This window comes from Crossiella sp. CA198 (assembly GCF_052078295.1).
Classification (GTDB): domain Bacteria; phylum Actinomycetota; class Actinomycetes; order Mycobacteriales; family Pseudonocardiaceae; genus Crossiella.
Window position 1 is genome coordinate 444,654 of record NZ_JBQJIM010000003.1, and the last position, 23,107, is coordinate 467,760.

Here is a 23,107-nt window from a genome sequence, read left to right on the forward strand (position 1 = left end):
CAGTCTGTCGCTGTGCGGGTACTGGTCACCGAGGATGACGAGAACCTGCGGGTCGCGGTCGAGGGATCCCTGCGGGGCGCGGGATTCGCCGTCGACGTCGCCACCGACCTGCCGGAAGCCGATGAGGCGCTCAGCGTCAACGCCTACGACTGCGTGGTGTTCGACCGGATGCTGCCCGCGGGTGACGCCCTGTCCTATGTCGCGGCCCGCCGGAACATCGGCTGGCCGGTGCCGGTGCTGTTCCTGACCGGCCGGGACAGCGTCGCCGACCGGATCGACGGCCTGGCCGCCGGCGACGACTACCTGGTCAAACCCTTCGCGATGATCGAACTGGTGGTCCGGGTCCGCAGCCTGTGCCGCCGCACCGGCCGCACCCCGGTCCCGGTGTTGCGTCACGGCGGCCTGGAACTGGACCCGGCCCGGCACGAGACCCACCGCGACGGCGCCCGCCTGGACCTGACCGGCAAGGAATTCGCCGTGCTGCACCGCCTGCTGCTGGCCGGCGGCGGCACGGTCAGCCGCCCCGACCTGATCGCCGCCGCCTGGGACGAACTGGTCGCCCCCGCCTCCAACGTGCTGGACGTGGTGATCGCCCAGCTCCGCCGCAAACTCGGCCCGCCCCCGATGCTGCACACCGTGAAGGGCACCGGCTACTTCCTCCGCTGACTCCACCGAGGTCTGACCATGGGTATCGAACTGGAACTGCACTCCCAGCGCCCCAGCACCCGCAGCTGGAAGGCCTCCCGCGCCACCCTGCTCCGCGGCTCCTACGACCACGGCTACGACCTGGCCGACGCACTGGCCACCCTGCGCGAGACCGACCCCGGCAAACTCCCCTGGGTCGACCCGTCCGGCAACACCCAGTTCAACGAACAGGAAGCCGAAGCCGCCCGCCGCGAAATCCCCGCCCTGCTGGCCAACTGCACCACCCCCGGGCAGTCCGCCGCCGTCCACGACCTGGACGACCTGCTCCGCGACTGCGCCAACACCCCCGGCAGCTACCTCTGGTTCGTCGGCGACTGACGCCCCCGCGCCACCCAGTCGGCCACATCCCGTTCCGCGCCAAGCCCCACCGCGTCGAACAGATCCCCGCCGCCACTCACCGCACCCAGCCGGTCCAGCGCCGCATTGATCGGCCACTCCCGCCAAGACCCCCGGAACTCCTCGGCGAACACCGGCCCCCAGACCACCTCGCCATCCCGCCACACCACCGCGGACTGCGAACCCTCCCCACCGAAGAAGTCCGCCTCCACCAAGGCAATCGGCCCCGACCGCGACCACTCCGCCAGCACTCCGTCGACCCCGGACCCCAACTCCCGCGACAACTCCGCCGTCACCGGCACCAACCCCAGCCCCTGCCGCAACCCGACCACCACGACCTGCTCGAACCCCGCCGCCCGCGCCCGCAACAGCCCGGCTTCGCCGATGACCGCGTTCAGCTCGTACATGCCCCACCCCGGCAACCCAATTCGCCCGTCGCCGCCACCACAAAACTCTCCGCGGACCCATCCATCTGCCACGAGTCAGCCGTGCACCGAATGCCCGCGCCACTCGCCGCCACCACCCGCAACCCGTCCAACGCCAGCCGCGCCGACTCCCACGCGACCCCGTCCGACCCGATCGCCACCAAGTCGGTGTACGTGACCAGCAACAGCAACGCAGCCCCAACCACCGGGACAACCTGATTCACCGGCTCGCACACGATGACCGCCCCGGCAGCGGGCTCGTCCACCCGAACCACCAGCGCGTGCCCATTCACCACCACGCACAACTGCCCGGCCCCCGGCCCCGCGAACACCCCGTCCGCACGGCCGGGCAGGCCCGCTGGAAACAGCCCGACCCACTCCGCAGCCTCGGTCGGCGTCACCCGGATCACCCGCGGCATGCCGAATCCCCACTCGGCCTCGTCGATCACGCGACCGTCCCGGTCAAAGGCGAACACCGGACACGACCACTCGCCAGTGGCCGGGTACTCGGGTTCGACCTCGACCGCATAGGCGGGCTCGAAGTCGAAACGCTGCAGCTGCCGTGCTTCGCTCACCCGAGGATCATGACCCGGCGATCCCCGGTGCTCCAACGATTTCAGCCCGCCGGTCGGATCCCGGCCTACGCCCCGGCGCCCCACGGGTCGAGCAGGGTGATGCCGGTGTCGGCGAAGTCCTTGGTGTTGCGGGTCGCCAGGCAGGCCGCGAACCGTCGGCAGATCGCGGCGATCTGCGCGTCCGCCGTGCTGATCGGCTGACCACGCTGATCCCGCCCGGCCGCGATCTCGCCGTAGTACACCGCCGCCCCACCGTCGAACGGCAGGATCTGGCCCTGGAAGTCCTCGGTCAGGAGTTCGGAAACCCTGACCGCCAGCACGGTCTTGCGCTGACCGTCCGGCATCCGCTCGACCCCATACGCCAGTTCGGCCGCGGTCACCGCGGTGAGGAAAACCTCCTCGGCCGGGTACCGGTCAATCCAGCGCACCACCGTGTCGTCCGGGGTTCGCCGCATCAGCTCGGAAATGACGTTGGTGTCGAGAACGATCACTCAGGGAACTCCGCCGCTCGGGCCAGCTCCACCCGCCGCGGCGGCTCGAACGCCACCTCGTCGACATCGGCGAAGCGCTGCCGAATCCTCGACCCCATCCCCGGCCCGGACTCCGACCTGGTCAGCACCGACGCGAGGATCGCGCGCACCTCGGCCTCCATCGACCGGCCGTGCTCAGCCGCGCGCACCCGGAGCTTCGCCTTCAGACTCTCGTCGAAGTCGCGGATCGTCAGGACCGCCATGATCCACCTCCGATGCTGTCATTGCAGTCAATGCTAGCATCACAGACAATCCCCCTCAGCCCTCAGCGGCAAGCTGCCCACAGGCCGCGGCGATCTCCTGCCCACGCGTGTCCCGCACCGTGCAGGTCACGCCCTGCGCCTCGACCCGGCGCACGAACTCCCGCTCCACCGGCTTCGGACTCGCGTCCCACTTACTGCCCGGCGTCGGGTTCAACGGGATCAGGTTGACGTGCGCCAACGGCCCCAGGTGCCGGCGCAGCAGGCTGCCCAGCAGATCCGCCCGCCAGCCGTGATCGTTGATCTCCTTGATCAGCGCGTACTCGATGGACACCCGCCGCCCGGTGCGGTCGGCGTACCCACGGGCCGCCTCCAGCACCTCGGCGACCTTCCACCGGGTGTTCACCGGCACCAGCGTGTCCCGCAGCTCGTCATCCGGGGTGTGCAGCGACACCGCGAGCCGGACCGACAACTTCTCCTCGGTCATCTTCCGGATCGCCGGCACCAGCCCGACCGTGGACACCGTCACCGACCGCTGCGAGATGCCCAGCCCACTCGGAGCCGGGTCGCAGATCCGGTGCACCGCGTCGATCACCCGCTTGTAGTTGGCCAGCGGTTCGCCCATGCCCATGAACACGATGTTGGACAGCCGTCCCGGCCCGCCCGGCAGCTCGCCGTCACGCATGGCCACCGCGCCCAGCCGGACCTGTTCCACGATCTCCGCGGTGGACAGGTTGCGCTGCAGGCCGCCCTGGCCGGTGGCGCAGAACGGGCAGGCCATGCCGCAGCCAGCCTGGCTGGAGATGCACAGCGTGGCCCGGTCCGGGTAACGCATCAGCACGCTCTCGATCAGCGTGCCGTCGTGCGCGCGCAACAGCGTCTTGCGAGTGGTGCCCTCATCGCAGCTCACCCGGCGCAGCTCGGTGAACAGCGGCGGCATCAGCTCGCTGGTGAGCCGGTCCCGGCTGGCCGCCGGGATGTCGGTCATCGCGGCCGGATCGGCGGTGAGCCTGCCGAAGTAGTGGTTGGAGAGCTGGTTCGCGCGGAACGGCTTCTCGCCAAGCTCGGCCACCGCTTCGCGGCGCTGCTCGGCCGAGAGGTCGGCGAGGTGCCGCGGCGGCAGGCCGCGCTTGGGGGCGTCGAACACGAGGGGCAACGAAGTCATGGCGACTACCAGTGTCCCACGTCGGCGGGGGTGCTCCTTACCACGCTCCTCAGCCTTGGTCCAGCTTCCGGGCCCGCGCGACCAGCTCGCCGAGCAGCTCCACCGCCTCCGCGACCGGCACGTCGTCGAACTGGTCGCCCACGGTGATCTCGATCGCACTCATCCTCGGCGAGGGCATCGTCCCGGCATAACGCGGCAGGTACACGCCGCGCTCCTCGCTCAGCCGCTCCCCCGCCACCAGCACCGACTCCGGGCTGGCCGCCAGGTGCAGGTGGAACAGCGGGGTCTGCGGCGGATCGCACAGCACCTCGATGCCCTCGACCCCGCGCAGCCCGCGCGCCAGCTCCCGCGCGGTGGCCAGGTACTCCGGCACCCGCGGCAGGTTGGCCTCCAGCGACCACTCCGCGGCCAGCGCCGATGGCCAGGCCACCTCGGCCGCGCCACCCAGCCGGTGCCGCCAGACCCTGGCGGCCCGGCAGAACTCCTCGGTGCCCGCCAGCACCGCGTCCGAGATCCCGCCCAGCCCCTTGGTCGCCGAGACGTAGACCGAGTCGAACAGTCCGGCGATCTCGGCCAGCGACCGCTGGTAGTACGGCTGGGCCAGGAACAGCCGCGCGCCGTCCAGGTGCGTGGCCGCGCCGCGTGCCCGCGCCCAGCCGGTCTGCGCCACCAGGTCGTCCCACTCCGGCAGTTGCCCGCCGATGCTGCGCTGCGGCAGCTCCAGCAGCAACGCCGCCAGCGGCTCGCCCACCTCCGTCAGCTCCGCCAGGGTGAGCAGCCGTTCCCGCTCACCGACCCGTACTCCGTGCAGCCCGTGCACCACCGTGTAGCCCTGCTGCTCGGACTCGTCCAGGTGGCAGTACGGATGGAAGGCCACCGCCCGCCGCCCGCGTTCCTCCGCGTGCAGCCGCATCGCGACCTGCTGGGCCATGGTGCCGGTCGGGAACAGCACCGCGGCCTGCTTGCCCAGCAGCCCGGCGATCCGCTGCTCCAGCCTAGGCACCGCGTCATAGGGCTGTTCGCCTGGCGAAAGTTGTTTCGCCAGGCGAACAAGCATCAACTCGGGCGCGCCGCGATGCGGGGCGTGCAGGGACAGCGACCGGAGCGGCGAGGTGGCAGCGGGCATGCCCGGCACAGTAGGGGCTCAGGGCAGCAGCAGGCCGCTGGATTTCCGGAGCACGTGCAGCCGGTAACCCACCGGAATCGTCAGCCCCGCGGTATCCGCGATCGCGCGCGCCGCGACCTTGGCGGAGAACTCGATCGAGAGCACCCGGACCAGACTTTCCCGGTCGGTGAACCGCCACAGGGTCTCGATCCGGTGGCAGGAGAACCCCAGCCGGGTGAAGAACTTCTCGATCCGGCGCGGGTGGTATCCGGGCACGTCAGCGCGCAGCCACTTGCCGTAGGGCGGCCGGGCGCCGTCCAGGTCGACCACGGCCAGCGCGCCGCCGGGCCGCAGCACCCGCATGGCCTCGGCGATCCCCGGTTCGCAGCCGGGCCCGAAGAAGTAGGCGGTGCGCGCGTGCACCAGGTCGACCGCCCCGTCGGGCAGCGGAAGGCGTTGCGCCGACCCGGCGAGCACGGACACGTTGGGCAGCCCGGCCACCCGTTTGGCTGCCCGTTCGACCAGGGGCGGATGCGGTTCGACCCCGAGCACCGAGCGGGCCGAGGTGGCGAAGACCGGCAGGTGGAAGCCGTCGCCGCAGCCCACGTCCAGCACGTCCCGGCCCGCCCAGTCGACCTCCGCGCGCAGGGCTCGCCAGATCGCGCCCGCGCTGTCCTGGGCCTGGTTCTCGGTCTCGTACACATCCGGCCAGTGCCAGATGTTGGGGCTGGGCACCACGCCTGCGTTCTCCGCGGTCGAACTCACGCCGAACAGTTTGACAACTGAAGAGCTTTCGTCACAGGGATTGTCGGTCGCCGGGCGTAATTTCAGGCCGTCGGCTTCCCCACCCGATCAGGAGCACCCGTATGCACAGTCCCGCGCCATTGGACCCCTCCGGCGGCCACCCGTGCTGGGTGGACGTCGCCAGCGATGATCCGGAAGCCTGCGCCCGCTTCTATTCGGGCCTGTTCGGCTGGGAGTTCGAGCCCGAGGTCAACGGCTACCGCCAGGCCCGGCTGGACGGCGAACCGGTCGGCGCGGTCTACCTGGCCAGCCGGGACCAGGCCCGTTTGCTCGGCTGGACGCTGTACCTGCACGTCACCAACGCCGAGGTGGCCGCCAAGCACATCGAGGCCGCCGGCGGCGCGGTGCTCAGCGGCCCGGTGCACGTGCCGGGCAAGGGCTACCTGCTGGTGGCCAAGGACCCGACCGGCGGCGTGATCGGGTTCTGGGAGACCGAACAAGGCTGGCACTTCGCCACCGGCAGGCCGGGCACGCTGTCCTGGGCCGAGCTGAACACCAGGGACGGCCAGCGCGCGGACGTCTTCTTCGGCGGGCTGTTCGACTTCCGGCAGGAGCAGATCGGCGACGGCGCGAGCTTCGACTACGCCACCTGGTTCCGCAACGGCGAACCCCTGGTGGGGCGGATGCGGATGGGTGCGGAATTCCCGCACGAGGTGCCCGCGCACTGGATGGTCTACTTCGGCGTCGACCCGGCCGTCGGCACGGACGCGATCGCGGCCCGCGCGGCCGAGCTGGGCGGCCGGATCAGCTACGAGCCGTTCGACTCGCCCTTCGGCAGGCTCGCGATTCTGGAGGACCCCACCGGCGGCACCTTCACCGTGGTGGACAGCTCCCGCCGCAGCGAACCGGCCAGCGCGGTGGACGACCCGTACGACGACTGACCGGCTACAGCGAGGGCACGAACGCGCGCAGCAGCAGCCAGGACACGACGGCCGAGGGCAGCAGGGAGTCCATCCGGTCCATCAGGCCGCCGTGACCGGGCAGCAGCGTGCCCATGTCCTTGACCCCGAGATCGCGCTTGATCACCGACTCCATCAGGTCCCCCACGGTCGAGGTGACCACCAGAGCCGCGCCGAAGAGCATCCCCTGCCACCACGCGCCGTCCAGCAGCAGCGGCAGCGTGAGCGCGCCGGAGACCACCCCGGCCACCATCGACCCGGCGAAGCCCTCCCAGGACTTCTTCGGGCTGATCGAGGGCGCCATCGGGTGTTTGCCCAGGAAGACCCCTGCCGCGTAGCCGCCGGTGTCCGAGCAGACCACGCCGATCAGGAAGCACAGCACCCGGCCAGCGCCGTCCTCCGGCACCACCAGCATCGCGGCGAAGGCGGCGAACATCGGCACGTAGGCCGCGGTGAACACCGAGGCCGCGACATCGCGCAGGTAACCGTCGATGCCGCCGCGGAAACGCCAGACCAGGATGGCCAGCACGGTCACCACGAAGGCCGACAACAACCCGTTGCGCTCGAACGGCCAGGACAGCCACACCATGGCCTGCCCGCCGATGAGCACCGGCCAGCGGGCCACCTCGATGCCCGCGCCACGGCGCAACGCCCCGGACAGCTCCCAGGTCGCGGCCAGCACGGCCAGCGCGACCACACCCACGAACAGTTCCCTGATCGTCAGCAGGGACACCAGAATCGCCGCGCCCAGCAGCACCCCGACGGCGATCGCGGCGCCGAGATCCCGGCCCGCCTTCGACTGCCGCCCGGCGCCGGAAGAAGCTGACGAAGCAGCGCCCGGAACGTCCGACGACGCTCCGGGCGCATCCTCACGATCGCCGGTCGACACCCGCTCAGACCTCGAGTAGTTCGGTCTCTTTGTGCTTGACCAGCTCGTCCACCTGGCGGACGTACTTGTCGGTCAGCGTCTGCAGTTCCTTCTCCGCGCGCGCCACGTCGTCCTCGCCCGCCTCGCCGTCCTTGGAGATGCGGTCGAGTTCGTCCTTGCACTTGCGCCGGATGTTGCGGATGGAGACCTTGCTGTCCTCACCCTTGCCCTTGGCGACCTTGACCATCTCCCGGCGGCGCTCCTCGGAGAGCTGCGGGATCAGCACCCGGATGATCGAGCCGTCGTTGGTCGGGTTCACCCCGAGGTCGGAGTCCCTGATCGCCTTCTCCAGCGCGTTGAGCTGGCTGAGGTCATAGGGCTTGATGACCGCCATCCGGGCCTCGGGGATGTTCACCGCGGCCAGCTGGTTCATCGGGGTGGGCGAGCCGTAGTAGTCGACGACGATGCGGGAGAACATCGCCGGCGTGGCCCGGCCGGTGCGGACCGCGGCGAGGTCCTCCTTGGCCACAGCCACCGCTTTTTCCATCTTCTCCTCGGCATCGAGGAGGGTCTCGTCGATCACGGCTGCTCCTAAATCTCGTTGGCCGGCTCCGCTGGTAGCTGTGTCACCATCCCAGCACGGCTGGGGAGGCGTTCAGCCGGCAGGGGTGCTGACCAGTGTGCCGATCTTCTCACCGCGCACCGCGCGCGCGATGTTGCCCTCGACCAGCAGGTTGAACACGATGATCGGCATGTTGTTGTCCATGCACAGGCTGAAGGCGGTCGCGTCGGCCACCTTCAGGCCGCGGCGCAACACCTCGTTGTGCGTGATGTGCTCGAACCGCTGCGCCTCGGGGTCCAGCTTCGGGTCGGCGGTGTAGACGCCGTCCACGGCCTTGGCCATGAGCACGACCTCGCAGCCGATCTCCAGCGCGCGCTGGGCGGCGGTGGTGTCGGTGGAGAAGTACGGCATGCCCGCGCCGCCGCCGAAGATGACCACGCGGCCCTTCTCCAGGTGCCGCATCGCGCGCCGCGGGATGTACGCCTCGGCGACCTGGCCCATGGTGATCGCGGTCTGCACCCGGGTGTCGATGCCGTGCTGGCGTTCCAGGAAGTCCTGCAGCGCCAGGCAGTTCATCACCGTGCCGAGCATGCCCATGTAGTCGGCCCGGGAACGGTCCATGCCGCGCTGCTGCAACTCGGCGCCGCGGAAGAAGTTGCCGCCGCCGATGACCACGCCGATCTGGGCGCCGGTGGCGACCACGTCGGCGATCTGCCGGGCGACCGCCTGCACCACATCCGGGTCGACGCCGACCTCGCCGCCGCCGAACATCTCCCCACCGAGCTTGAGCAACACCCTGCGGTAGCCGGTGTGTGCTGCGCCGTCCCCGGTCACGGTCAACCGTCCTCCTCGTCAGGCCATGGGCGGCCCTTGCTTGCGAAACTGTGCCCCGCCCTCACAGGTGAAGGCGGGGCACAGCCTCATGGTCCTCGTTCGGACCAGATGATGTTCATCGGGTCAGGCCGCTCAGGCCTGGCCCACCTCGAACCGGGCGAACCGGGTCACGGTGACGCCCTGGGCGTCGAGCACGGCCTTGACGTTCTTCTTGTTGTCCTGCACGGAGGCCTGCTCCAGCAGCACGGAGTCCTTGAAGAAGCCGTTGACGCGGCCTTCGACGATCTTGGGCAGGGCAGCCTCGGGCTTGCCCTCCTCCCGCGCGGTCTCCTCGGCGATCCGGCGCTCGTTGGCGACGATGTCGGCGGGCACCTCGTCCCGGGTGACGTAGCGCGGCTTCATCGCGGCGATCTGCATCGCGGCGCCACGGGCGGCGTCCTCGTTGGAGCCGGTGTACTCCACCAGCACGCCGACGGCCGGCGGCAGGTCGGAGGAGCGGCGGTGCAGGTAGACCGCGACGGAGCCGTCGAAGGAGACGACCCGGCGCAGCTCCAGCTTCTCGCCGATGCGGGCGGAGAGGCCGAGCACGGCGTCCTCGACGGTGCCCTCGTCCAGCTTCGCGGACTTCAGCTCGGCCAGATCGCCGATCTTGCCCTCGACCGCCACGGCCAGGACCTTGTCGGCCAGTGCCTGGAAGTCGTCATTCTTGGCGACGAAGTCGGTCTCGCAGTTCAGCTCGACCATGACCCCACCGGACACGGCGACCAGGCCGTTGGCGGTGGTGCGCTCGGCGCGCTTGCCGACATCCTTGGCGCCCTTGATGCGCAGGATCTCGACGGCCTTGTCGAAGTCGCCATTGGCCTCTTCGAGCGCCTTCTTGCAGTCCATCATGCCGGCGGCGGTCAGCTCACGGAGCCGCTTCACATCAGCCGCGGTGTAGTTCGACATCGTGCGTCGTCCGTCCTTATTCGGTACGCAACGGGGTGCGGGGTGGAGGAGCCTGACGAGCCTCCGCCCGGCGCGATGGCCGGGCGGAGGTCGTTGATCAGGACTGGGCTGCTGCTTCGCCCTCGGCGGGGGCCGGAGCGCCCGCGGTCGCGTTGACCAGAAGCTCCTGCTCCCACTCGGCCAGCGGCTCCTCGACGGCGCCGGGCTTGTCCTCGCCCTCGACGGCCTTGCCCTGGCCGGAGCGGGCCATCAGGCCGGCGGCCGCGGCCTCGGCGACGACCTTGGTCAGCAGCGCGGCCGACCGGATCGCGTCGTCGTTGCCCGGGATCGGGAAGTCGACCTCGTCGGGGTCGCAGTTCGTGTCCAGGATCGCCACGACCGGGATGCCCAGCTTGCGGGCCTCACCGACGGCGATGTGCTCCTTCTTGGTGTCCACGATCCACACCGCGCTCGGCACCTTGGCCATGTCGCGGATACCGCCGAGGGTCTTCTCCAGCTTGTCCTTCTCACGGGTGAGCATCAGGATCTCTTTCTTGGTGAGACCCTGGAAGCCACCGGTCTGCTCCATCGACTCCAGCTCCTTGAGGCGCTGAAGACGCTTGTGCACGGTGGAGAAGTTCGTGAGCATGCCGCCCAGCCAGCGCTGGTTGACGAAGGGCATGCCGACCCGCAGGGCCTGGGAGGCGATGGCCTCCTGCGCCTGCTTCTTGGTGCCGACGAACAGGATGGTGCCGCCGTGGGCGACCGTCTCCTTGACGAACTCGTAGGCCCGGTCGATGTAGGTCAGCGTCTGCTGGAGGTCGATGATGTAGATGCCGTTGCGCTCAGTGAAGATGTAGCGCTTCATCTTCGGGTTCCAACGGCGGGTCTGGTGCCCGAAGTGCACGCCGCTGTCAAGCAGCTGCCTCATGGTGACGACGGCCATGGCCGGATGACACCTCATGTGCTCAGGCGCACCGGACGAACCGGCACGCGGAATGGTTGCCGCGAGCGACCGGTCGGCCGCTCGCCCTGGTGTCAGGGCCGCCGCCCGAACCCGGGCCTTCCAACCTGCGGAAGATCCAGGACCACCGGGCCACGCGTCTCACATCGTGAGACCTGCGCTGACACGCGAAGTCAGTCCGCACAGAGACGGACCGCGCCAAAAGCATACGCCCCCACCCCACCGAACTCCGAATCCACCCTCCCCAAGATCGCGACTTATCCACATAACCCCACTTATCCACACCCCCCGCCCCACCCCCTGGCCCAACCCACCCCACCCCCGACACGGTGGACCCATGCCCCACCACCCCCACACCCCCGCCAACACCACAACCTCCCGGACGACCGCCCGCCTGGCCGTCAAGGCGGTCGTCGTGGTGAAGGCCCTGGTCCTGGCGACCGCACTCGCCCTGGCGACCACGGCCCTGGCCGGATGTGCGGAGGCAGGGGCAGCCCCGACCGCGGTTCGTAGCGCCGCCCCACCCCCGCTGTACCCCCGCAGCACCAGGTGGGTCTGGCCGCTCCCCGGTCGGCCGGCGGTGCTGCGGCGGTTCACCCCGCCGCAGCACCGCTACGGCCCAGGCCACCGAGGCATAGACCTGTCCGCCCCACCCGGCACCCCCGTCCTGGCCGCCTCAGCCGGAACAGTCACCTTCGCCGGCCCCGTGGCAGGCAGAGGCGTCATCACCCTGCACCACCCCAACGGCCTCAACACCACCTACGAGCCCGTGATCCCCCAGGTCCACAAAGGCCAGCAGGTCCCCACCGCAGCTCCCCTCGGCACCCTCGCCCCAGGCCACCCCGGCTGCCCAACCCCCGCCTGCCTGCACTGGGGCCTACGCCGCCACCACACCTACCTAAACCCCCTCCACCTACTAGCTCCCCCCAAACCCCGCCTACTTCCCCTGCCCCCACTCCAAACCAACCCCAACCCCGCCTTCACTCCCACCCTCGCCCTCCCACCAGCCACACTCACGCACCCCGCAAACCCCACAACCCCAACCAATCGACGCGCCCCACCCACCAAACCCCCACCCAGCAACCCAACCCCCACCCCACACGCCCGCGCCCCACCCACGAAACCCAGCCACCCACCGCCAGCCCGGCCGACGTGCCACCCCGGATCCCATCCACCACGAAGCCCGCCCCCAGCCCCAACCCCGGCACAACTTCCCCACAACGTCCCCGCCACCCCACCCCCTGGCCCAGCCTCACAGCGGCCGGTTGGCTCCGAGTCCCTGCCAAGAACCCCCACTCGATTCCCAGCCCAGCCCCCAACCCAGCTCCGGTCTACCCGGCCAGCTCCCAGCTCTCAGGTCCCTCCAACCTCCAACCTCCAACCCCCGGGCTCCGGGCTCCGGGCTCCGGGCTCCGGGCTCCGGGCTCCGGGCTCCGGGCTCCGGGCTCCGGGCTCCGGGCTCCGGGCTCCGGGCTCCGGGCTCCGGGCTCCGGGCTCCGGGCTCCGGGCTCCGGGAAAGGCTCGCCCCGCCCCCCTGCCCCTCCCTCCCCTTGCCCCTCCGTCTCCTTCCGTCCTCTGTTCCTCTCCCCCGAGCTGTCCCTCACCCCGAGCGCGGTCTCTCCAACCGGGCCCGACCCACCCTCCGGACCGGAACTCACGCCCCACACCACCAAAACCACCCGTTCGGGATCAGGCGTGCCAGCCGGGCAACTGGTCCTCTGGAGACAGCTCCGGCGATCCAGGCGTCAACCGCCTCCACCACACACGATTGACGCCACTCCGGGGCCAGGTCCCAGCCCCAACCCCAAGGAGGTCAAACAGAAACCCGCAGGCCGGTGGCCGCTTGGCGCCGAGCACCACCGGCAACGCAACCAGTCACGAGACGACGACCTACTCCTACAACGAAACCAGCTCCGCTCTGAGTGTCCCCACCTTCAGACAACGCCTTCGGGCACCCCACTCACCATCCGGCTGGCCGAGAGCCGTCCGCGAACGCCAAGTTGTGCGGTGACGGCAACCCGAGCCCACCCCACACCAGCGCGACAGCCGTTCGTCCCCTCAGCAGAACCCCTCCGCCGAGTGGGCATCCCACCCAGCCGACACCACCCCAAGGAGGCCGTCCCCACCACTCGGACATCCCAAGCAGGCAGCTCCAGCAGAACCCCACCGGAAGCATGCCGATCAACAGGTACGCCAAGTCCGGCCGTCGCGCCTGATCGCGGCGATCACCGCATCGTCAGATCTGTCAGGCCTCAGCCTGTTCGGCCATCTTGGTGCGCAGGCGCAGCACCGCACGGGTGTGCAGCTGGCAGACCCGAGACTCCGTGACGCCCAGGACCCGGCCGATTTCGGCGAGGGTCAGGTTCTCGAAGTAGTAGAGCGTGACCACGACCCGGTCGCGTTCGGAGAGTTGGGCGATCGCGTCGGCGAGCTGACGACGGCCGTCCTGGTCGACCAGGGCCGCGACCGGATCCTCGGCCCGGTCGTCAGGCAGGGTTTCCGCCAATGAGGCGGTGCCCCGGCCGGCGGCGATCAGTTCGTCCAGGGCGACCACGCTGGTGAGTTGGAGCTGGGCGAACAGTTCGCGCAGCTCGTCGCTGGTGACGCCCAGTTCGTCGGCCAGTTCCAGGTCGGTGGCGGTGCGCTGGAGCCGGGCCTCAAGCCGTTCCAGGGCACGTTCGACGTCGCGGGCACGGCTGCGGACCGAACGGGGCACCCAGTCCTGGGCGCGCAGATCGTCCAGGATGGCGCCGCGGATGCGCTGCATGGCGTAGGTCTCGAACTTCAGCCCGCGTTCGGGCTCGAACTTCTCGATCGCGTCAACCAGTCCGAAAACACCGGACTGGACCAGGTCGGCGACGTCGACGTAGGACGGCAACCCGGTGCCAACCCGGCCGGCGACGTACTTGACCAGCGGCGCGTAGTGCAGCACGAGGCGGTCCCGGAGGGACTGTTCGCGGGCTACGCCGTAGGCGCGCCACAACGCGACGATGCCTGCCTCGACATCGTCGGCACTGCGCACCTCGCCGACGGTCGCGGTGGCCTCCTCGGGTTCCGGCTCGGATTCGTGGCCGTGGCCGCCAGGGGTCCCGGCACCGCGCCCCTGCCTGGGCGCCGTGCCTTCGTCAACGCCGTGACGACGAGCCCGTCCAAGGTGGGCGGAGCGGGTCTGTGGGGAGGACGCCGTTGACACGGTCGCTGTGCGGAAACCTCCCCCGGCATCGTCAGGAACGGGGGTGGGTTCGGTCATGTATCGCCTTCAGCCGTTCGACGGTGACGTGGGTGTAGAGCTGAGTCGTTGCGAGCGTAGCGTGACCGAGCAGTTCCTGAACGCTTCGGAGGTCGGCTCCACCTTCGAGGAGATGGGTCGCGGCGGAGTGACGCAACCCATGCGGACCAATCGGGGCGGCACCCGGCACGGAACCGATCATGTCGTGCACCACCCTCCTCACCACTCTGGGATCGAGCCTGCCACCGCGCGCGCCGAGGAACAACGCCGCATGTGAAGCGGCACAGACAAGTTGCGGCCGACCGCGCTCCAACCAGGCACGGATCGCCCGTTCCGCGGGCACCCCGTACGGGACTGAACGCTGCTTGCCGCCCTTGCCCATAACCAACGCGACACGCCGCGAGTGATCAATATCGCCCACGTCCAACCCACAGAGTTCCGCCACCCTAACCCCACTGGCGTACAGGAGTTCCACGATCGCGTGATCACGCAGCGCAACCGGATCACCCTCCGCTGCCCCGGAGGCTGAAGCCTCCATCGCGGCGGTGGCTTGATCAGCACGAAGCACTGCCGGAAGGTGCCGATGCGGCCGCGCCGAGGCCAGTCGAGGCCCTGGATCGTTGTCCAGGTAACCCGCCTTGGCGGCCCATCCGGTGAACGTCCGCGCCGCGGCGGCCCGCCGGGCCAGGGTGGTCCGGCTGGCCCCACCCGCCCGCTGGTCCGCGAGCCAGGACCGCAGCTCGCTGAGATCAAGTGCGCCCAGGTTCGGCGATGCCGCCAGGCCGCCTCGGTCCTCGTCCGCGGGTGCGGCCGATGGCGGTGGCCCGGCTGAGGTTGCAGTCGGCGTTGCGACGACGGACTCGACCACGGACTCGGGCTCGGGCTGGGAATCCGTACTGCCGGGACCTTCCGGGCCGTGGGTGAAGTGGGTCAGCAGGGAGACGACATCGCTCAGGTAGGCGCGGGCGGTGTGCGGGGAGACATCGCGCTCCAGGGTCAGGTGGCGCTCGAACTCGTCCACGGACCGAGCCAGTGGGGCCGGGAGCTGGGCACGCGCGGATGCCGTTCCGGTGGCCCGACGGCGGTCCCCTCGCGGGGTCGGCATGCCATTCCTCCCTTGTGGCACGCCTGGCGGGCGGCGGCCTCCACCTGACACGCTGCGCGGTCGAGCGGACTCGGTCAAGTGGCACCGCCCAACAGTTGTGGGTGGTTGACGGGGTCCACGGGTTCGCTTTGATCATCTATTGGCTCGCAGCCGATGCCAACCCTCATCGCCCCTCTGGGCGAGTCCGGCGAGTTCCAATGCGGGGAGTAGTCCTCTGACCCGGCTCAGCGGCAGTCCGGACTCAACAGCTACCTCTTCCGCGCTCAATCCGGACCTCTCTGGCAACGCCTCGTGCACGCGGAGGGCATGGGGTTCCAGGCCATCGGTTTCCCTGCGCGGGCCTTCCGGGGTGTCGGAAAGGTCGATCCCGATTCGGCCGGATGCCTCGATCACCTGAGCCGCGGTGCCGACCGGGACCGCGTGCCCGGACCGGAGCAGGGCCAGACAACCGACCGACATGGCCGAGTTGACCGGACCGGGCACGGCCATCAGCGGCCGGCCCAGGGTGCGGGTGTGGGCGGCGGTGTTGGTGGCGCCGCTGCGGATACCGGCCTCGACCACAACCGTGCCGCCACCAAGTGCGGCTATGAGTCGGTTGCGCACCAAAAATCGGTGCTTCGCAGGTTGGACGCCTGGTGGGTACTCGCTGAGGATGAGGCCACCCTGGGCGACGATCCGGCGCAACAGACCGACATGTCCCGCCGGGTACGGGATGTCCAGGCCGCAGGCGACCACGGCCACGGTCGGGCCGTTGCCGATGATCGCGCCGCGGTGCGCGGCGCCGTCGATACCCATGGCGGCTCCGGAGACAACGGTGACGCCGAGGTCGGCGAGTCCGATGCCGAGTTCGGTGGCGACCGTCTCGCCGTACGGGGTCGCCGACCGGGAGCCGACGATCGCGACCGCCCGCTCGACCAGCTCAGCCAGCGGCGCCCCGCCACGCACCCACAACGCCAGCGGCGGCACCGCCTCCGCTGCGCCTTGGGCCGCGGCGGCGGCGAAACTGGAGAACTGCCAGCTCGGCCAGTCGGGGTCTTCGGGAATGAGCAGGCGGGCGGGCAGGGCTTCGGCGGCGGCGAGGTCCGCACGCGGAAGGAAGGCAGTGCGGCGGGCCTCGGTCTCCCTGGACACGGGCGGCGGGACGTCGCCGCGGTGAACTCGGTCGGCGGCCGCCACGGCACCCAGCTCGGTGACGAGGCGGTGCAGGGCGGGGGCCGGGGGTTCGGCGACCCGGGACAGGTAGGCGCGGGCGAGGCGCAGGCGGGGGTCGTCCGCGCTCATGGGACTCCTGACGGGGTGGGAGGGCGAGGTTGGCGTGAAGGGCGGGTTGGGCTCGAAGTGCGGGTTGGGGACAAAGGCCGGGCTGGGGGCGGCGAGCTGGGACTGGGGTGTTCAGGGCGGCGGGTGATCTTGGTCGAGGGGCGCGCCAGGGCGTGGGTGGTCAGGGACAGGGGCGATCCGGGACGTGGGCGGTCAGGGACAGGGGCGGTCCGGGGCCCGGAGCAGTGGTCAGGGGCGGGGGTCAGGGGCGGGGGGCTCGGTCGCGGAATTCCAGGGCGGCGGCTACGTGGTCGGCGGTGGGGCGGTCGGACTGGTCGAGGTCGCTCAGGGTCCAGGCGACGCGTAAGCAGCGGTCGGCGCCTCGGCCGGTCAGGACGCCGTGGGCCAGGGAGCGGTCCAGCAGGGCCGTGGTGGGTTTCGGTAGGGCGTATTCGCGATGCAGGGCGGGGCCGGGGACTGCTGCGTTGTTGGGCCAGCCGTGGTGGGACCAGCGGTGCTGGGCCCTGGCTCGGGCGGTCAGGACTCGTTGGCGGACGGTGGCGGTGTTCTCGGGTGGGTTGTCGGGGTCGACGTGCATGTGGCTGAGCGGGCGCATGCGGACCTGGAGGTCGACCCGGTCCAGCAACGGGCCGGACAGGCGGGCGGCGTACCTGCGGCGAGCCGAGGGCTGGCAGATGCATTCGCTGTCACGGGGTGGTGCGCACGGGCAGGGGTTGGTGGCCAGGACCAGCTGGAACTGGGCTGGGTAGCGGACCAGGCCATCTCGGCGGGCCAGCCGGACCTCGCCCTGTTCCAGTGCGGTGCGCATGGATTCCAGGCGTTGTGGGCCGAGTTCGCCGACCTCGTCGATGAACAGGACTCCGTGGTGGGCGGTGCTGATCGCGCCGGGTTTGGCCAGGCCGGAGCCGCCGCCGATCAGGCCCGCGACCGAGATCGAGTGGTGTGGGGCGATGAAGGGCGGGCTGGTGATGAGTGGGGCGTCGGCGGACAGGGTGCCTGCCAGGGAATGGATCGCGGTGACTTCGAGGGACTGCTCGCCGGTGAGCGGTGGGACCAGGCCGGCGAGGCGTTCGGCGAGCATCGTCTTGCCGGTGCCGGGCGGGCCGACGAGCAGCAGGTGGTGGCCGCCGGCGGCGGCGACCTCCAAGGCCCAGCGGGCTTCGGGTTGGCCTACGACGTCGGTGAGGTCGGGGCAGGGGATGGGCTGGTTGGTCGTCGCGGTCGGAACTGGCGTGGGCAGGTCGGCTTCGCCGCGTAGCCAGCGGAGGACTTCGGCGAGGTTGTCGGCACCGTAGACGTCGAGATCGGAGACCAGACCGGCTTCGGGGAGGGCTGGGCTGGGCACCACGGCTCGGCGGATGCCGGCACGGCGGGCGGCGAGCAGGGCGGGCAGGATGCCGCGGATCGTGCGGAGGCGGCCGTCCAGAGCCAGCTCGCCGAGCAGGGCGGTGGAGTCAAGAGCTTCCTGGGGGACGGCGGCCGCCGCGGCCAGGGCGACGCAGGCCAGGGCCAGGTCGTAGCCGGCGCCGGTCTTGGGGAGCGCAGCCGGGGACAGGGCGAAGGTGATCTTCCGGTCGGGCCAGGGTTCCTCGCTGTTGCAGACGGCGGCGCGAACCCGTTCCTTGGACTGCTGGAGCGCGGTGTCGGGCAAGCCGACGATCTGGACGCCTGGGCGGCCGCCGCCGAGGTCGGCCTCGATTTCGACGAGGAGGCCGTCCACGCCGAAGAGGGCGACGGACCAGGCTCGGGCCGGGGGCATGGGGGCGACTCCAGGAAGGTTGGGAGGGCGGGGAGAGGGAGGGAGGGGAAGGGGGCTTGGGCGGGCCTGGGGCTGGCGGAAAGGGGTGGGGCGCGGGTGAAGGCTGAGAAGGGAGGTAGGGAGGAGGGCTGGCTTCTGGGGCTGTGGCTGGGCCAGGGCTCGCCGGATCGGGACGGACCGGCTCTTGGGGGCGGGGTGGGGGGCGAGGGGTGGATTTGGGGCGAGTGCGCAGGTTGGGAGTGGCGAACGAGCTGCGCGACGAGGACGGCGGGCAGCGGCATGGGCGAGGCAGGAGGGCTGGCTGGGGGCCTGCGGTGATGGCGGGACTTGGGGTGCTCGGGGCTTGGGGCTGGGGCTTGGGGAGGCTGGGGAGGCGGGGGCTTGGGGGCGGGGGCTTGGGCGGGGGCTTGGGGGCGGGGGCTTGGGCGGGGGCTTGGGCGGGGGCTTGGGCTGGGGGCTGGAGCACGGGTATGGGCGTGCCGGGGTGGGCCGGGCATGGGGTAGCTCGGCTGGGAGTTGGGGTTGTGGTGGGTTGCGGGGGTTTTGGGCGTGCGGGGGCCACGTGGGTGTTGAAGCGCGGGTGGCGCCGGTGGGCGGGTGGCCTCGGTGGCGAGAGTGGCCTCGGTGGCGAGGGTGGCCCTCGGTAGGGCGGGTGGCCGCGGTAGGGCGGGCTCTGGAAAGGGCCCACGGCTTCCGGGTGGGTTCCAGCAGGGCACCGGGGGCTCGCGGGCGCGCTCGGGTGGGGTGACCGTGTGGGCTCGGGTGGGAGCCGGGCGCGAGCTAGAGGATGGCTCTGCGGTGGTCGAGGGTTGGGGGGTCGCCGGGGGGCCACAGGATGGCTATCAGGTCACAGCGGATGGGGACCCAGGGGACGTGGTGGAGGGCCAGCCAGGATTCTGTGGACTCGCGGATGCGGCGGGCCTGACGAGGGGTCAGGGCGGCGGCGGGGGGCTCGAACGACGGGTCGCTGCGGGTTTTGACCTCGCAGACGATCAGGGTTTGGCCGTCGGTGGCCACCAGGTCGAGTTCGCCGTGGCGGCAGGTGTAGTTGGTGTCCAGGATGGTGAGGCTCTGGGACTCCAGGTACTGGGCGGCCAGGGCTTCGCCTTTGCGGCCCAGGGATTTGTTGTGGGTGGTGGCGCGGGAACGCAGGGTGGCGTTGAGGGTGGAGGCCGCGCTGCCGGTGGGGGCCGCGGTGCAGGTGGGGGCCGCGGTGCGCGGCGGGGTGGGGGTGCGGGTGGGTGTTGTGGTGGTGGGCATGGGGGCTCCCGGGGGTCGGAGGGGGTGTGCCTTCGACCTTTGTCGGGAGTGGGGGTTTGCGCCAGGTGGAGTGGGGCGGGGTTGTGGATAAGTGGGTGGGTGTGGATGAGTTGCGATCTTGAGGGGTGGGGAGGGAGGGAGGTGTGCTATTGGCCGAAGGGGCCGGATTCGGGGAGGCGGAGGTCTGGTTTGTCCAGTTCCTCTACGTTGACGTCCTTGAAGGTGATGACCCGGACGTTCTTCACGAACCTCGCGGGGCGGTACATGTCCCACACCCACGCATCCGACATGCGCACCTCGAAGTAGACCTCGCCGTCGGCGTTACGCACCTGCACGTCCACCGCGTTGGCCAGATAGAACCGCCGCTCGGTCTCCACGACGTAGGCGAACTGACCGACTATATCGCGGTATTCCTTGTAGAGCTGAAGCTCCATCTCGGTCTCGTACTTCTCGAGATCCTCCGCGCTCATCCGCCTTCGACCCCTCGTCGTGACACTGCCGCCCCCTCAGCGAGGCGTCCTGGTGGAACCAACACATTCTGGACTACCGGGGCAACGCCGTTTCGGGCGGTCGCGAGCAATCCGGTTTTCACCCGCCGGGGCGGGGTCAGGCCATGTTCATCCGCGGCGGCGATGACGTTCGCGTAGCTCCACCGGTGTTCGTCGGTGGGGCCGTGGGTTCGCAGTGCCGCGCTGTGTTCCGCGGTGCTGTAACCCTTGTGCACGTCGAAGCCGTAGCGCGGGTGCCGCTGGTGTAACTCGGTCATGATGCGGTCCCTGGTGACCTTGGCCAGCACGCTGGCCGCGGCGACGCAGGCCACCGCCTGGTCGCCCTTGATGACCGGCATGTTGGGCGCGGTCAGGCCGGGGACCCGGAATCCGTCGGTGAGCACGTAGCCGGGGTGTGGTGACAGCCTCGCCACCGCCCGGCGCATGCCCTCCAGGTTGACCACGTGGATGCCAAGGGCGTCCACCTCGGCCGGGCCGACCACCACCACCGAATGTGCCACCGACCGGTCCAGGACCAGGTCGTACATCCGGTCGCGGGTGGCCGCGGTGAGCAGTTTGGAATCGGTCAGGCCCTCGAACCGGCGCAGGTCGCCCGGACGCAGCACGCACGCGGCGACCACCAGCGGTCCGGCGCACGCGCCCCGTCCCGCCTCGTCGACCCCGGCCACCGGGCCCAGTCCGCGCCGGTCCAGCGCGGCCTGCAACGCCCAGTTGCCGGAGCTGCCGCGCACCACCGCACGCGGTGGGCGCGGCTCGGCCTTCGAGTCATCCGGACGGGGCGACACCTTGGCCCCAGCCATGATCAGTCGAGATCCCGCTTCTTCCGGGAACGCAGCGGGCGTAGGCCCCGGCGGATCAGCCACAGCGTGGGCACGGCGCCCACGATGCCGATCCCCGCGGGGATACCGGCCTGCCACGGCGCGGCACCCAGGGCGGCGGCCTGCGGGTTCGGGTCGTCGATGGTCTGCCAGCGGCTCGGCGGCAGCACGATGATCTGCGCCTTGCCGATCACGTTGGCCACCGGCACCGGACCGTGCCCCTCGGCCCGGGAGTCCGAGGAGTTGTTCCGGTTGTCGCCCATCATCCAGAGGTGGCCCTGCGGCACCGTGATCGGACCGAACCGGGTCTGGTCCTGGGCCCCGCCGTTGCGCTCGGGATCCCAGTACAGGTACGGCTCGGTCAGCGGCTTGCCGTCGACCAGCAACCGGTTCTGGTCGTCGCAGCACTGCACGGTCTGCCCGCCGACCGCGATCACCCGCTTGACGAAGTCCCGCTCGTCCGGCGGCGCGAGGCCGATGAACGAGCCGAGGCCCTGCAGCCAGCGGACAAAGGAGTTCGACGAGCGGGACCCCACGATCTCCGGGCTCCACGAGTCGGGGCCGCGGAAGACCACGACGTCACCCGGCTCGGGATCGCTGAAGCGGTAGGTCACCTTGTCGACCAGGACCCGGTCGTTCGTGCACCCGTCACAGCCGTGGAGCGTCTGCTCCATCGACTGCGACGGGATCACGTACACCCGGGCCAGGAACTCCTGGATCAGGAAGGTGAGCAGCAGCGCGACCACGATCAGGATCGGCAGCTCCTTCCAGAAGGAGCCCTTTTTCTTGGGCTTCTTCGTATGGAAGGGCTTCTCCTCCGGCGCCCCGGCCCCGGCCCCGGCGCGCGGGATGCCGTGGACGGGGGTGGAGTCATCCGGATCGTTGTGCTGAGGCTGGGAAGCCACGATGTCGGCCACCGAATCAGGCTACGTGACGGAGACGACGCCCGATCACTTGGCGGGGACCGTGTCCCGCTTCTCCTTGATCTTGGCGGCCTTGCCGCGCAGGTTGCGCAGGTAGTAGAGCTTGGCCCGGCGCACGTCGCCGCGGGTCACCAGCTCGATCTTGGCCAGGTTCGGGGAGTGCACCGGGAAGGTGCGCTCGACGCCGACGCCGAAGGAGACCTTGCGGACGGTGAAGGTCTCGCGGATGCCGCCGTTCTGGCGGCGGATGACCACGCCCTGGAAGACCTGCACGCGCTCACGAGAACCCTCGATGACGCGAACGTGCACCTTCAGCGTGTCGCCCGGGCGGAATTCCGGGATGTCAGAACGCAGCGACTGGGCGTCCAGAGCGTCCAGGGTGTTCATGGGTGTTCCGTCCTCGTCATTCTCAGAGTTCTCACTTACGCCCTAGGTCCGTCGCCGTGTCCGCGAGAGGGCCCGTCAGGGGTGAGCTTCCGGTGTGCGCGCCGGTCAGCGACCGGCAGCAGCAACCTGTCCAGTGTGCCAGACGGGGTAGTCGGGCACGAAATCGGCCTGCTCAGGCCTGGTCTTGCTCGGCTCGGAGCTGGTCGAGCAGCTTGCGGTCGTGCTTGTCCAGCGCCTCCGCTGGCAGCGCGGCCAGCAGCTCGGGGCGGCGGTGGTAGGTGCGCTCCAAGGCGCGGTCGCGGCGCCAGCGGTTGATCGCGGCGTGGTTGCCCGAGCGCAGCACGTCGGGCACCGGCATGTCCTGCCAGACCTCGGGCCGGGTGTAGCTGGGGCCTTCCAGCAGCCCGTCGGAGAAAGAGTCCTGCTCGTGCGAGGCCTGGTTGCCCAGCACCCCTGGCAGCAGCCGGACCACGGCCTCGACCATGACCAGCACCGCGGCCTCGCCGCCGATGAGCACGTAGTCGCCGATGGAGACCTCGTCCACCGGCATCCGCCGCGCGGCCGCGTCCACCACCCGCTGGTCGATGCCCTCGTAGCGCCCGCAGGCGAAGACCAGGTGCTGCTCACGGGCGTAGGCGTGCGCCATCGCCTGGGTGAACGGCCGGCCGGCCGGGGTGGGCACGATCAGCCGCGGGGTGGGCTCGGCCGGGCAAATGGCGTCCAGGGCCTCGCCCCAGACCTGCGGTTTCATCACCATGCCGGGGCCGCCGCCGTACGGGCTGTCGTCCACCGAGCGGTGCACGTCGTGCGCGTAGTCGCGCAGGTCGTGCACGCCGAGCTGGATGAGGCCGCGGTCCAGGGCCTTGCCGAGCAGCGCCTCGCGCAGCGGGGCAACGTACTCGGGGAAGATGGTGATGACGTCCAGGCGCACGAGCGT

At 70.5% G+C, this 23,107-nt stretch carries 26 protein-coding genes; 4 read left to right on the forward strand and 22 right to left on the reverse strand.

Features of this window, described 5'->3' with window-relative positions; genetic code table 11:
* Window positions 1-12: 12 nt before the first annotated feature.
* Window positions 13-666, forward strand: coding sequence for a response regulator transcription factor (locus ACTOWY_RS07095; protein ID WP_441308786.1), 654 nt, complete (start codon window positions 13-15; stop codon window positions 664-666).
* Window positions 667-684: 18 nt separating this feature from the next.
* A complete protein-coding gene (locus ACTOWY_RS07100; protein ID WP_441308787.1) occupies window positions 685-1,023 on the forward strand; it encodes a hypothetical protein in 339 nt (112 codons plus the stop codon).
* On the opposite strand, the gene ACTOWY_RS07105 is transcribed toward ACTOWY_RS07100, so the two are convergent.
* From ACTOWY_RS07105 to ACTOWY_RS07135, 7 genes are all read right to left on the reverse strand, one after another.
* Window positions 999-1,448: a hypothetical protein gene (locus tag ACTOWY_RS07105; protein WP_441308788.1), complete on the reverse strand. Its 450-nt coding sequence runs from the start codon at window positions 1,446-1,448 to the stop codon at window positions 999-1,001. The genes ACTOWY_RS07100 and ACTOWY_RS07105 overlap by 25 nt on opposite strands.
* Window positions 1,436-2,041, reverse strand: coding sequence for a hypothetical protein (locus ACTOWY_RS07110; protein ID WP_441308789.1), 606 nt, complete (start codon window positions 2,039-2,041; stop codon window positions 1,436-1,438). The genes ACTOWY_RS07105 and ACTOWY_RS07110 overlap by 13 nt, the downstream gene beginning before the upstream one ends.
* A 65-nt stretch (window positions 2,042-2,106) precedes the next feature.
* The gene (locus ACTOWY_RS07115) at window positions 2,107-2,532 is read right to left on the reverse strand and encodes a type II toxin-antitoxin system VapC family toxin (RefSeq protein WP_441308790.1); all 426 of its coding nucleotides are present in this window, start codon (window positions 2,530-2,532) and stop codon (window positions 2,107-2,109) included.
* Window positions 2,529-2,774, reverse strand: a complete 246-nt coding sequence (locus ACTOWY_RS07120) for a FitA-like ribbon-helix-helix domain-containing protein (protein WP_441308791.1) — start codon at window positions 2,772-2,774, stop codon at window positions 2,529-2,531. The genes ACTOWY_RS07115 and ACTOWY_RS07120 overlap by 4 nt, the downstream gene beginning before the upstream one ends.
* A gap of 55 nt (window positions 2,775-2,829) precedes the next feature.
* Window positions 2,830-3,936, reverse strand: a complete 1,107-nt coding sequence (gene rlmN / locus ACTOWY_RS07125) for a 23S rRNA (adenine(2503)-C(2))-methyltransferase RlmN (RefSeq protein WP_441308792.1) — start codon at window positions 3,934-3,936, stop codon at window positions 2,830-2,832.
* Between the two features lie 49 nt (window positions 3,937-3,985).
* Window positions 3,986-5,062, reverse strand: a complete 1,077-nt coding sequence (locus ACTOWY_RS07130) for a threonine aldolase family protein (RefSeq protein WP_441308793.1) — start codon at window positions 5,060-5,062, stop codon at window positions 3,986-3,988.
* Window positions 5,063-5,080: 18 nt separating this feature from the next.
* Window positions 5,081-5,806 (reverse strand): class I SAM-dependent methyltransferase, encoded by a 726-nt coding sequence (locus ACTOWY_RS07135; RefSeq protein ID WP_441308794.1) that lies wholly within the window; start codon window positions 5,804-5,806, stop codon window positions 5,081-5,083.
* A 101-nt stretch (window positions 5,807-5,907) separates the two neighbouring features.
* On the opposite strand from ACTOWY_RS07135, the gene ACTOWY_RS07140 reads away from it, so the two are divergent.
* Entirely contained in the window at window positions 5,908-6,726 is an 819-nt protein-coding gene (locus tag ACTOWY_RS07140; RefSeq protein WP_441308795.1) for a VOC family protein, read from the forward strand.
* 4 nt (window positions 6,727-6,730) lie between these two features.
* Here ACTOWY_RS07140 and ACTOWY_RS07145 read toward each other — a convergent pair whose 3' ends face one another.
* The 5 genes from ACTOWY_RS07145 to rpsB all read right to left on the reverse strand — a co-directional run bounded on the left by ACTOWY_RS07145 (window position 6,731) and on the right by rpsB (window position 10,881).
* Window positions 6,731-7,633 (reverse strand): phosphatidate cytidylyltransferase, encoded by a 903-nt coding sequence (locus tag ACTOWY_RS07145; protein ID WP_374205809.1) that lies wholly within the window; start codon window positions 7,631-7,633, stop codon window positions 6,731-6,733.
* A gap of 4 nt (window positions 7,634-7,637) precedes the next feature.
* Window positions 7,638-8,195, reverse strand: a complete 558-nt coding sequence (gene frr / locus ACTOWY_RS07150; protein WP_247760543.1) for a ribosome recycling factor — start codon at window positions 8,193-8,195, stop codon at window positions 7,638-7,640.
* A gap of 72 nt (window positions 8,196-8,267) precedes the next feature.
* A complete protein-coding gene (gene pyrH, locus ACTOWY_RS07155; RefSeq protein WP_185011698.1) occupies window positions 8,268-9,008 on the reverse strand; it encodes a UMP kinase in 741 nt (246 codons plus the stop codon).
* Window positions 9,009-9,140: 132 nt separating this feature from the next.
* Entirely contained in the window at window positions 9,141-9,956 is an 816-nt protein-coding gene (gene tsf / locus ACTOWY_RS07160; RefSeq protein ID WP_441308796.1) for a translation elongation factor Ts, read from the reverse strand.
* Window positions 9,957-10,053: 97 nt separating this feature from the next.
* On the reverse strand, window positions 10,054-10,881 hold the full coding sequence (rpsB, locus tag ACTOWY_RS07165) for a 30S ribosomal protein S2 (protein WP_441308797.1): 828 nt from the start codon (window positions 10,879-10,881) through the stop codon (window positions 10,054-10,056).
* Window positions 10,882-11,236: 355 nt separating this feature from the next.
* Between rpsB and ACTOWY_RS07170 the strand changes: the two genes are divergently transcribed.
* A complete protein-coding gene (locus ACTOWY_RS07170) occupies window positions 11,237-12,910 on the forward strand; it encodes a murein hydrolase activator EnvC family protein (RefSeq protein WP_441308843.1) in 1,674 nt (557 codons plus the stop codon).
* Window positions 12,911-13,144: 234 nt separating this feature from the next.
* Here ACTOWY_RS07170 and ACTOWY_RS07175 read toward each other — a convergent pair whose 3' ends face one another.
* The 10 genes from ACTOWY_RS07175 to trmD all read right to left on the reverse strand — a co-directional run bounded on the left by ACTOWY_RS07175 (window position 13,145) and on the right by trmD (window position 23,101).
* On the reverse strand, window positions 13,145-14,149 hold the full coding sequence (locus ACTOWY_RS07175; protein WP_441308798.1) for a FliA/WhiG family RNA polymerase sigma factor: 1,005 nt from the start codon (window positions 14,147-14,149) through the stop codon (window positions 13,145-13,147).
* Window positions 14,124-15,233: a tyrosine recombinase XerC gene (locus ACTOWY_RS07180; RefSeq protein WP_441308799.1), complete on the reverse strand. Its 1,110-nt coding sequence runs from the start codon at window positions 15,231-15,233 to the stop codon at window positions 14,124-14,126. Before ACTOWY_RS07180 ends, ACTOWY_RS07175 begins: the two co-directional genes overlap by 26 nt.
* A 132-nt stretch (window positions 15,234-15,365) precedes the next feature.
* Window positions 15,366-16,514, reverse strand: a complete 1,149-nt coding sequence (gene dprA, locus ACTOWY_RS07185) for a DNA-processing protein DprA (RefSeq protein WP_441308800.1) — start codon at window positions 16,512-16,514, stop codon at window positions 15,366-15,368.
* Between the two features lie 241 nt (window positions 16,515-16,755).
* Window positions 16,756-18,273: a YifB family Mg chelatase-like AAA ATPase gene (locus tag ACTOWY_RS07190; protein WP_441308801.1), complete on the reverse strand. Its 1,518-nt coding sequence runs from the start codon at window positions 18,271-18,273 to the stop codon at window positions 16,756-16,758.
* A gap of 780 nt (window positions 18,274-19,053) precedes the next feature.
* Window positions 19,054-19,533, reverse strand: a complete 480-nt coding sequence (locus tag ACTOWY_RS07195) for a YraN family protein (protein ID WP_441308802.1) — start codon at window positions 19,531-19,533, stop codon at window positions 19,054-19,056.
* Between the two features lie 146 nt (window positions 19,534-19,679).
* Window positions 19,680-20,003: a DUF2469 domain-containing protein gene (locus ACTOWY_RS07200; RefSeq protein ID WP_086790123.1), complete on the reverse strand. Its 324-nt coding sequence runs from the start codon at window positions 20,001-20,003 to the stop codon at window positions 19,680-19,682.
* Entirely contained in the window at window positions 20,000-20,842 is an 843-nt protein-coding gene (locus tag ACTOWY_RS07205) for a ribonuclease HII (protein WP_441308803.1), read from the reverse strand. Before ACTOWY_RS07205 ends, ACTOWY_RS07200 begins: the two co-directional genes overlap by 4 nt.
* A gap of 2 nt (window positions 20,843-20,844) precedes the next feature.
* Window positions 20,845-21,777 carry a signal peptidase I gene (lepB, locus tag ACTOWY_RS07210; protein WP_441308804.1) on the reverse strand — a complete coding sequence of 311 codons (933 nt, stop codon included), beginning with the start codon at window positions 21,775-21,777 and terminating at the stop codon, window positions 20,845-20,847.
* A gap of 33 nt (window positions 21,778-21,810) precedes the next feature.
* Window positions 21,811-22,170 carry a 50S ribosomal protein L19 gene (rplS, locus tag ACTOWY_RS07215; RefSeq protein WP_247760551.1) on the reverse strand — a complete coding sequence of 120 codons (360 nt, stop codon included), beginning with the start codon at window positions 22,168-22,170 and terminating at the stop codon, window positions 21,811-21,813.
* A 172-nt stretch (window positions 22,171-22,342) separates the two neighbouring features.
* A complete protein-coding gene (gene trmD, locus ACTOWY_RS07220) occupies window positions 22,343-23,101 on the reverse strand; it encodes a tRNA (guanosine(37)-N1)-methyltransferase TrmD (protein ID WP_441308805.1) in 759 nt (252 codons plus the stop codon).
* Window positions 23,102-23,107: the final 6 nt, after the last annotated feature.